Source organism: Rhizobium sp. 16-488-2b, assembly GCF_017741815.1.
Taxonomy (GTDB): domain Bacteria; phylum Pseudomonadota; class Alphaproteobacteria; order Rhizobiales; family Rhizobiaceae; genus Rhizobium.
The window spans coordinates 305,585-314,691 of the sequence record NZ_JAGHMF010000036.1 but is presented as its reverse complement, the minus strand read 5'-3'; the positions used below and the strand labels follow the sequence as shown (position 1 = coordinate 314,691).

Sequence of the window (9,107 nt, the reverse complement as noted above, 5' to 3'; positions counted from 1 at the left end):
TCAGGAGCCCATTTCAGACAGGGTAGACTTGTACGAGGCCATGGCGAGGGCCTTGAAGTACAACCTCGACACGAAGGTAGAGGTCATGCAGGCGGCGCTGAAATTACGGGAGGCGGATTTGGTGAGCTATTCCGCACTGCCTAAGATTGTAGCCGGGCGCAGGGTATGCCGGCCGCAGCGAAGCGGACCCCACCGAGGCCTCTACTCGCGATGATAGTATTGTCACAGCCGATCTAACATCCTCCTGGAACATCCTGGATTTCGGCCTCTCCTACGTGCGCGCCAAGCAGGCGACCGACGAAGTTCTGGTTCAGGACGAGATGAAGCGGCGGATGGTCAACAAGGTGATCGAGGATGTCCGCACGGCCTATTGGCGCGCTGTGAGCTACCAGCGTCTCGTCGGCCGCATGCGCGCGCTGGAAGGCCGCGTCGCCCGCGCGCTCAAGGACACCCGTAATCTTTCGTCCAACGGCGAAACGTCGCCGCTGGTGGCACTGACCTATGAGCGCGAGCTGATCGAGGTCAAGCGAGAGGTGGAGTTGCTGGAAGGCGAACTGCTGGTGGCGAAGACGCAGCTTTCCGCGCTGATGAACGTGAAGCCCGGCACGGAATTCACGCTCGAGGTTCCCAAGCGCCGCGATACGCAGCTGAAGATCAGCTACACCTCGCAGGAGATGTTCAATATCGCCGCGACCAACCGCCCGGAGATGCGCGAAATCTCCTACCGGCTGCGGATCAACGAACGTGAAGTCGATGCGGCGCTGCTCGATCTGCTGCCCGGCATCAACCTGTACGCTGGCCCGAACTACGATTCCAACGATTATATCGCCACCAACGACTGGGTGTCGTGGGGCGCCAAGGTCAGCTTCAATCTGATGAAGCTCGCGACCCTGCCGGCGGTCAACAAGAAGATCGAGGCCGAAAAGCAGATGCTGGATACGCGCTCGCTTTCTGTCGCGATGGCTGTGATGACGCAGGTCCATATCAGCCGCGCGCGCTATGCCCACCTGAAGCATTCCTATTCGACGGCAGCCGCGCTTTCCAATGTTTCGCACCGAATCCTGACGCAGGTGCGCACCGAAACCGACGCGCAGAAGACCAGCGAGCAGATGCTGATCCGCGAGGAGATGAACGCGCTGCTGGCCGATGCGAAGCTCGATATGGCCTATGCCGACCTGCAGAACGCCTATGCGAACATCTACGCATCGCTCGGCATCGATCCGTTCCCGCAAACGCTGCGCACCACCCAGCCCGTCAAGGAAATGGCTGGCGAGTTGCGTGACATGTGGCTGGAGCGCGGTGAATTGAAGACAGACCTCGTTGCGGCCAAATAACCGCCGGCATGGGAGACCGTGATGAAGCACATAGCGGCATCCGTTCTGATGATACAGCTTTTGGCAGGTGGCGCAGCTTACGCCGCCGGCAATGATGCGGCGGATGCCACGGCATCGCTGGAAGGGCTGCGCGGCATCGTTCGCGCCGCCGACGAAGCCTCCATTTCGAGCGATCTCGGCTTCGCCATCGCCACCCTGCCCTTCAAGGAAGGCGAGAGTTTCAACAAGGGCGATATCCTCGCCACCTTCGAATGCGGAGATATCCAAGCCCAGCTCAAATCCGCCGAGGCGGCGCTGGCGGCCGCTCAGATCGCCGTTGCCAATGACGAACGGCTGGCGCGCTCGAATGCTGCCGGCAAATTCGAGGTCGACATATCGCGCGCCAAGGCCAACCAGGCCGCGGGCGAGGCCGACGCTTATCGCAGCAAGCTCGGCCGCTGCACGATAAGGGCGCCCTTCGACGGCCGGATCGGCGCCATGCCCTCCCACGCGCACGAAACGCCGGAACCGAGCCGCCCGATCATGCACATTGTCGCCAGCAACGATCTGCTTGTCGACGTGCTGGTACCCTCGGTCTGGCTGCGCTGGCTGCGCGAAGGCGAAGCGTTTTCATTGAGCGTCGACGAGACGGCCAAGACCCTGCCGGTCGATATTATCCGCATCGGCGCGACCGTCGATCCGGTCAGCCAGACGGTCAAGGTGACCGGGCGTTTTTCCGGCCAGGCCACCGGCGTCCTGCCGGGGATGAGCGGCCCCACAGTGTTCAAAATCCCGAGTGAGTAGGCATACGCAGATGCAAGGTGTCGAAAAGCCAGCCAGCGATCCCATCAAGCTTCAGCCACCGGCAGCGGCCGCCGCCCAGCACGCCTACGAACTGTTGCTCAGGATCGAGGCCGACGCACGCCGTGTCGAAAGCGTCGGCGAACTGCGCTTCCTCATCGCCAACGAGACGATGAAGCTCACCAAGGCCAGGCAGATCTTCGTGCTGTCGGTTCCAAAGGGCGTCTTCAAGGTCGAGACGGTGTCCTCGATCGGCGCGGTGGATCGAAACGCGCCGCGCATCCGCTTCGTCGAAGGTGTCATCAGGCAGCTGTCGCGCGAGGCAGGGCTCGCTAAGATCAAGGCCTTCACCCTTCCCGCCTATTGCCCGCCCGGCGAGATCGAGCAGGACAGCTATCCCTTCCGCTTCATGGCCTGGGTGCCGTTTCAGCTGCGCGACGGCCATATCTTCGCGGGCATGCTTTTGGCGCGCGAGACGCCGTGGCCGGAGGCGGATCTGCTGCTGGCCGAAAGGCTGGCCGAGACCTATTCCCACGCCTGGCGGGCGCTGAGCGGACCGCGACGCCTGAAGCGCAATCTGCCGATCAAGCCGCTGATCGGAACCGCTGCCTTGCTGGCGATAGCCGCGATGTTCATCCCCGTCCACATGACCGTGCTGGCGCCGAGCGAGGTGGTTCCGGTCGCGCCGGAGATCGTCGCGGCACCGCTCGATGGCGCGATCGAGGAGATCCTCGTCAATCCGAATGCAAGCGTGGTGAAGGGGCAGCCGCTCTTCAGGCTGGCCGACACCGCCCTTCGAAACGAGCTGCGCGTCGCCGAGCAGGATGTGAAGGTGGCGCAGGCGAAGCTGATGCAGATCAGCCAGCGCGCGATCGCCGACCCGGAGGCGCGGCGCGATCTGGCGGTGACCAGAAGCGAATTGAGCGTCGCATCGGCCAAGCGCGATTACGCCGCCGACATGCTGGCACGCACGAGCGTGAAGGCTGAAACCGATGGCGTGGTCATCTTCACCGACAAGCGCGACTGGATCGGCCGGCCGGTATCGATCGGCGAGCGGGTGATGGAAGTGGCCGACCCTAGCCGCGTTCAGCTACGCATCGACGTGCCGGTGGCCGATGCCATCGCGGTCGAGAACGGCGCCGCGGTCAGCGCGTTTCTGGATGCCGACCCGTTGCATCCGGTCGCGGCGAAAACGCTGTCCTCCTCCTTCGATCCGCAAATGATCGAGGGCAACATTCTGGCCTATCGCATCTATGCTGGATTTGACGCCGTGCCCGAGCGCGGTCTGCGTCTCGGTATTCGCGGGACGTCGCAAATCTTCGGCGAAAAAGTGCCGCTGGCCTACTATCTGTTCCGGCGGCCGATTGCCGCGATCAGGCAACGGCTGGGTCTATGAGCGTATCACCTTCGCCCGATCTCAGACTGCCGCCCCTGCGCGAGGATCTGCAGATCGTGCGCGGCGGTACCAGCCTGTCCGGCGAGCCGGTCTGGATCGTGCTTGATCCAGTCCGGAATCGTTTCTTCCGCATCACTTTCGAAATGTTCCAGCTGCTGACGCTCTGGAACTTCGCGCGCTCGCTGCGCGGCCTCATTCAGGCCGTACAGGCGCAGTTCGGACGGCTTCCCGAGCAGGAGGAGATCTATGCCGCGATGCGGATGCTGGAGACGAGCTTCTTCGTCACCGAACCGGCGTCGGCGACCTGGCGCGCGCTTCATGCCAGCGCGACGCGCCGCCACTCGCTCTTCATGCGGCTGATCCATAACTACCTCTTCTTCCGCATTCCGCTGGTCAGGCCGGATCGCTTCATCCGCAAGACCGCCCCTTACATCACCGGACTCTTCAGCCCGGCTTTTCATGCTTTCACCATCTGCGCCGCCATTCTCGGGCTCTATCTGGTGTCCCGGCAGTGGGACGCGTTCACCGGCACGTTTCCCTATATCTTCACGCTTGAGGGCATCGTGGTCTCGGTGATCTCGGTCGGCTTCATCAAGTCGATGCACGAGTTGGGCCACGCCTATGTCGCGCACCGCCATGGCTGCCGCGTTCCCACCATGGGTATCGCCTTCATGGTGCTGGTGCCGCTGCTCTATACCGACGTCAGCGATGCGTGGCGGCTGAAGTCGCGTTTCGATCGGCTGAAGATCGATACGGCCGGCGTGCTGACCGAGATGCATATCGCCGTTTTCGCGCTTCTTCTATGGGTGTTTCTGCCCGACGGCCCGTTTCGATCCGCAGCCTTCGTTCTTGCGGCGACCGGCTGGGTGCTCAGCCTGATCGTCAACCTCAACCCCTTCATGCGCTTCGACGGCTACTACATCTTCGCCGATCTCCTCGGCGTCGAAAACCTGCAGCCCCGCGCTTTCCGGCATCTGCGTTGGCGGCTTCGGAACCTCTTGTTCAACACCGGCGAGGAGAGGCCCGATCGCTTCGGTCCGAAACTCGACGTGATCGTGACGCTCTATGCCATCGCCACGACGATCTACCGGCTGTTTCTCTATTTCGGCATCGCGCTCCTCGTCTATCATTTCACGATCAAGATCGTGGGCGTGATGCTGTTTGCCGTCGAGATCGGCTTTTTCATCCTTCGGCCGATCCTGTCCGAACTCCGGGAGTGGTGGACCATGCGCCATGACATCATCACGAGCAGACGAAGCTATCTGTCGCTGGCGATCTTCCTTGCCATCGTCGCATTGCTCTCGCTGCCGATCTTCAAGAGCGTGTCGGCTCCAGCAGCGCTTTATCCCAACGAGTTCACGCGGCTTTTCCCGATGGAGCCCGGAAAGATCGAGGCGATCGGGATCAAACGCGGCGATGCCGTCAAGAATAACGACGTGCTGTTTTCCATCGTCCGCCCCGAGTTGCAGCAGGAGCTTCGCACCACGGAAATCGAGGCGGAGCTGACGCGCTACCGTCTGGCGCGCGTGCTGGCCGATCCGCAAAACCTTGTCGATCGCGGCATCCTTCAATCGCAATTGGCCGCACTTGAGGCCAAGCGTGACGGGCTTGCGCGCCGGCAGGCGTCGCTGATCGTTCGCGCGCCGTTCGACGGCACCGTCATCGACATCGATCCGCAGGTTCATCTCGGCCGCTGGATCAGCCCCAAGGATCAGCTCGCGACGATTGCCGGCGCATCCGGCATGGCGGCGCGCGGCTTCGTGTCCGGAGGCGACCGCGGCCGCCTCGAAGTCGGCGCCACTGGCCACTTCATCCCTGACGATCTCACGCAGTCGTCACTGCCCGTGCAGCTCACCTCCATCGCTTCGGCCGGCGCCTCCGAGATCGATATTCCGCAGCTGACATCCGAATATCACGGCGAGATCGCCGTCCACCCGCAGAACGCCCATGAACGCCTGCGCCTCAGCCCTGTTTCGGCACAGTATGCGATTACCGCCGAGGTATCCGGCAAGGCTTTGTCGGAGACCGTCAGAGGCGTGGTTGTATTGAACGGCAAAGGTGAAAGTATTGCCGGCCGCGTCTGGCGGCAGGTTGTAAAAGTTCTCGTCCGCGAGGCCGGAGCCTGAGGTTTTCGTAATAACTTTGAAACCATTGCGGGCGTCAGCGCTTTATATCACAAACCGGGGATAGTATTCCGGGTGATCAATAGCGGAAAGGATGCGCAATGCGCCTGTTCAGGACGCGGACAACTCATCGTCACTCCATCTGGAAGCGCGACACGACGGGCCGGGCCTATGCCAGCCACGGCAGGTTCCGGCTGACGATCAATGGCGCCAATGAAAATTGGTTCTATCGCGTATCCGACATGAACGGCGAGCTGCCCTCCGTCGACAGCAACCCCTTTACCACCGAAGACGAAACAATGAAGGCCGCACAGGCCGAGCTTGAGGACACGGCCGCCGAGCTACCGCTGCCGCCGGAATATTGATCTCGATATCAGAAAGGCAGGCGAGACGGTTTTAACCGGTCGTGCCGGTCACAAGCCTTGCAATCGCCTCGGTGCTTCCGGGCTGCCCGAGCCAGATCATCGCCAACCGATCACCGGTCTGCTTTGCCAGATACATGTAGTTATCAGCACGCTTCACGAAGGAAGCCGCGTCGTCTTCTGGCTGCAAAAGCGTGACGCCCATCGCAGCACCCAGTTCCACAACCACACCTTCGACGGCGATCGGCTTGAAGATGCGATCGACCGCATCCTTGAGCGTGAGCTCCACGTCGTTCAGATGCGAGGGATCGACCTCCAGAAGAACGACGAACTCGTCGCCGCCGATGCGCGCGATGAAATCGTTGGCGCGGAAACTGTCGCGGAAACGGCTGGCGATGATCCTCAACACCTCGTCGCCGGCGGCGTGTCCCATCGTGTCGTTCACGGCCTTGAAGCCGTTGAAATCGATGAAAGCCAATGCCAGCAGTTTGTCGGTGTCGTCGCGCCGTTCCAGGTGCTCGGCCAGAACTTCGTCGAAGCAGGCGCGATTGGGCAGGCCCGAAAGCGCATCGGTGCGCGCCGAAGCACGGAGCGCAAGCTCGATCTCGTGTTGATGGCGAACGCGCGCGGAGACGTCGAGGATGACTTCGACATCGAAGGACACACCATCGATGACAGTGCGCTGCGCGGAAATCAACGTTGGCACGATCGTTCCGTCGGCATGGCGGATATCGACTTCCTCCAGCACGTAGCCGCCGTCTTCGGCGAGCATCCGATGGCGCCGATCGCGCGCCGGGCTGCTGATCGCGGCACCCTCAGCGATCAACGTTCTGCCGCTGATATCCTCCCATTTCAGGCCTGTAAGCCTGAGATAGGCGTCGTTTACCTTCAGATAGCTGGATGTCTCGGTGTCGCTGGTCGACACAGCCATGGCGATCGGTGCGAACTCGAACATTCGCATCAATATCGAAGTCAGGATCTCTGGTGGAAGTATCTCTTCGTCGGCCATACACGTGATCGCAACAAGTATAGCCGCTTCTCTAGCAGACGAAAGTTAAGCTCTTCTGACTTAAAACGCTAATTTACCAAACACATGGCAACGATGCATTCCCGGGTTCCGCGCGCGATAAAATCGGAGCCGCCGCTTTGCAACCGGTGTGATTGCACCTATCTTGCGTCATCATCGTCAACGAACAAGGGCTCCTGTGTTTCTCGAAATTGGAATTGTGGTCTTGCTCACCATCCTGAATGGTGTGCTCGCCATGTCGGAATTGGCTGTCGTGTCCTCAAGGGCCGCCCGCCTTAAAGTTCTCGCCGATCACGGAAGCAGAGGAGCCGCACAAGCCATAAAACTTGCCGAGAACCCCGGCAGGTTCCTGTCGACCGTGCAGATCGGCATCACGCTCGTGGGCGTTCTCTCCGGCGCCTTCTCGGGCGCCACCCTCGGCAGCCGCCTGACGGCCTGGCTGCAGCTTCAGGGCATGTCGCCGACCGTGGCCGATGCCGTGGGCGTCGGCACCGTGGTCATCGCCATCACCTACCTGTCGCTGATCGTCGGCGAACTCGTGCCGAAGCAGATCGCGCTGCGCGAACCGGAAGCGGTCGCGGCCAAGGTCGCGCCCGCCATGGCGGTCCTGTCGAAGATGGCGCTGCCGCTCGTCTGGCTGCTCGATGCCTCCGGCAAGCTCGTGCTGAAGCTGCTCGGCCAATCCGGCAAAGGCGGTGACAACGTCTCCGACGAGGAGATCAAGACGGTCCTCGCAGAAGCGCAATCGGCGGGCGTGATCGAGAGCGAAGAATCCGCCATGATTTCAGGCGTCATGCGGCTTGCAGACCGCACGGCGCGTGCGTTGATGACGCCACGACGCGACGTCGAGATCATCGACGTGGACGACAGCCTGGACGAAATCCGCGCCCAGCTGCACAACACCAAGCGCTCGCGCCTGCCGGTCAGAAAGGGCAGCTCGGACGAAGTGCTGGGCGTGCTTGCGGTCAAGGATTTCTACGACGCGATGTCGGTTCAGGGCACCGCCGACCTGAAGACGATCACGCAGGACGTGCCGATCGTCTCCGATCTCTCCAACGCCATCAGCGTCATCCAGGCGATCCGCACGTCGCCGGTCCACATGGTGCTTGTCTTCGACGAGTACGGGCACTTCGAAGGCGTCATTTCCTCCGGCGACATCATGGAAGCGATCATGGGCGCGCTGCAGGATGGCCCGATCGACGAACAGGCCATCGCGCGCCGCGACGACGGCTCCTATCTGGTGTCGGGCTGGACGCCGATCGACGAATTCGCGGAGTTCATGAGCCTGAAGCTTGGCGACGATCTCGAATACCAGACCGTCGCGGGTCTCGTTCTCGAGGAGCTGAAGCATCTTCCGGTGCTTGGCGAGAGCTTTACCAAGGATGGCTGGCGTTTCGAGGTCATCGACCTCGACGGACGACGGATCGACAAGATCCTGGTCAGCTCGCTGGACACGCGCCAGACGACCGACGTCGAGTAATCAGGTTGGAAGACATGTCGCGAGCGGTATTAGGTCGGGATATCCGCTCGCGGCGCAATGCCTATCTCAGCGCTTCATGTCAGGGCAGACATACGGCACTTTCGCGATGCTGTAGCGGTGCTCGACCGTATCCTTCCCGGCTCTCACGCTCAGTGTCAGCTGACTCGGCGAAACCGATTTCACCTTCGCGGTGATTTTGGCGCCATCCTCGTCCCAGGTAACGGTATCGTGAGAGCTGCGGCTCCATTTGCGCAGCGCGTAAGTTTCCCAGCAGGAATCCATCAGCAGGCTGCCATCGGCCATGAACAGCATCATCACGCCGGGAAGACCGGATTGCGATTTGGTCTCGATCCACGCGCGACCGACAAGCGGGTCGGCGACCGGCGTCTGAGCCGCCGCGATCGGCGCGACCATCGTTGCCATCGTTCCCGCCGCAATTGCCAACATCCTGTATAGATTATTCAATTGTCGCTCCTCCGTTCTGGAATCATGTCCCAAGAGATAAGGACCGAAGCGACAGGATTGTGACCGTCGCGCTCTTTTCTTGCGGTCATGTCACTTTGCGGGACGCTCGACAAACGGCCACCCAGCTGCGCGCGCCTTCC

The 9,107-nt window shown here is 61.6% G+C and carries 8 protein-coding genes; 6 read left to right on the top strand and 2 right to left on the bottom strand.

The features are described 5' to 3' along the window. The first annotated feature begins 275 nt into the window (after window positions 1-275). The 5 genes from J5286_RS31665 to J5286_RS27930 all read left to right on the top strand — a co-directional run bounded on the left by J5286_RS31665 (window position 276) and on the right by J5286_RS27930 (window position 5,998). Complete coding sequence (locus tag J5286_RS31665; protein WP_511458257.1) at window positions 276-1,334, top strand: TolC family protein; 1,059 nt, start codon at window positions 276-278, stop codon at window positions 1,332-1,334. Between the two features lie 21 nt (window positions 1,335-1,355). Continuing rightward, window positions 1,356-2,117: an efflux RND transporter periplasmic adaptor subunit gene (locus tag J5286_RS27945; protein ID WP_047504730.1), complete on the top strand. Its 762-nt coding sequence runs from the start codon at window positions 1,356-1,358 to the stop codon at window positions 2,115-2,117. 10 nt (window positions 2,118-2,127) lie between these two features. Then, window positions 2,128-3,510: an efflux RND transporter periplasmic adaptor subunit gene (locus J5286_RS27940; protein ID WP_209193225.1), complete on the top strand. Its 1,383-nt coding sequence runs from the start codon at window positions 2,128-2,130 to the stop codon at window positions 3,508-3,510. Beyond that, on the top strand, window positions 3,507-5,636 hold the full coding sequence (locus J5286_RS27935) for a site-2 protease family protein (protein WP_209193224.1): 2,130 nt from the start codon (window positions 3,507-3,509) through the stop codon (window positions 5,634-5,636). The genes J5286_RS27940 and J5286_RS27935 overlap by 4 nt, the downstream gene beginning before the upstream one ends. A 98-nt stretch (window positions 5,637-5,734) precedes the next feature. Further along, the gene (locus J5286_RS27930) at window positions 5,735-5,998 is read left to right on the top strand and encodes a hypothetical protein (protein WP_209193223.1); all 264 of its coding nucleotides are present in this window, start codon (window positions 5,735-5,737) and stop codon (window positions 5,996-5,998) included. 31 nt (window positions 5,999-6,029) lie between these two features. Here the strand turns inward: J5286_RS27930 and J5286_RS27925 are convergent, their stop codons facing one another. Next, the gene (locus J5286_RS27925; RefSeq protein ID WP_209193222.1) at window positions 6,030-6,950 is read right to left on the bottom strand and encodes a GGDEF domain-containing protein; all 921 of its coding nucleotides are present in this window, start codon (window positions 6,948-6,950) and stop codon (window positions 6,030-6,032) included. A gap of 250 nt (window positions 6,951-7,200) precedes the next feature. Between J5286_RS27925 and J5286_RS27920 the strand changes: the two genes are divergently transcribed. Beyond that, window positions 7,201-8,502 carry a hemolysin family protein gene (locus J5286_RS27920; RefSeq protein ID WP_209193221.1) on the top strand — a complete coding sequence of 434 codons (1,302 nt, stop codon included), beginning with the start codon at window positions 7,201-7,203 and terminating at the stop codon, window positions 8,500-8,502. Between the two features lie 66 nt (window positions 8,503-8,568). Here the strand turns inward: J5286_RS27920 and J5286_RS27915 are convergent, their stop codons facing one another. Next, window positions 8,569-8,967 carry a hypothetical protein gene (locus J5286_RS27915; RefSeq protein ID WP_209193220.1) on the bottom strand — a complete coding sequence of 133 codons (399 nt, stop codon included), beginning with the start codon at window positions 8,965-8,967 and terminating at the stop codon, window positions 8,569-8,571. Window positions 8,968-9,107 lie beyond the last annotated feature (140 nt).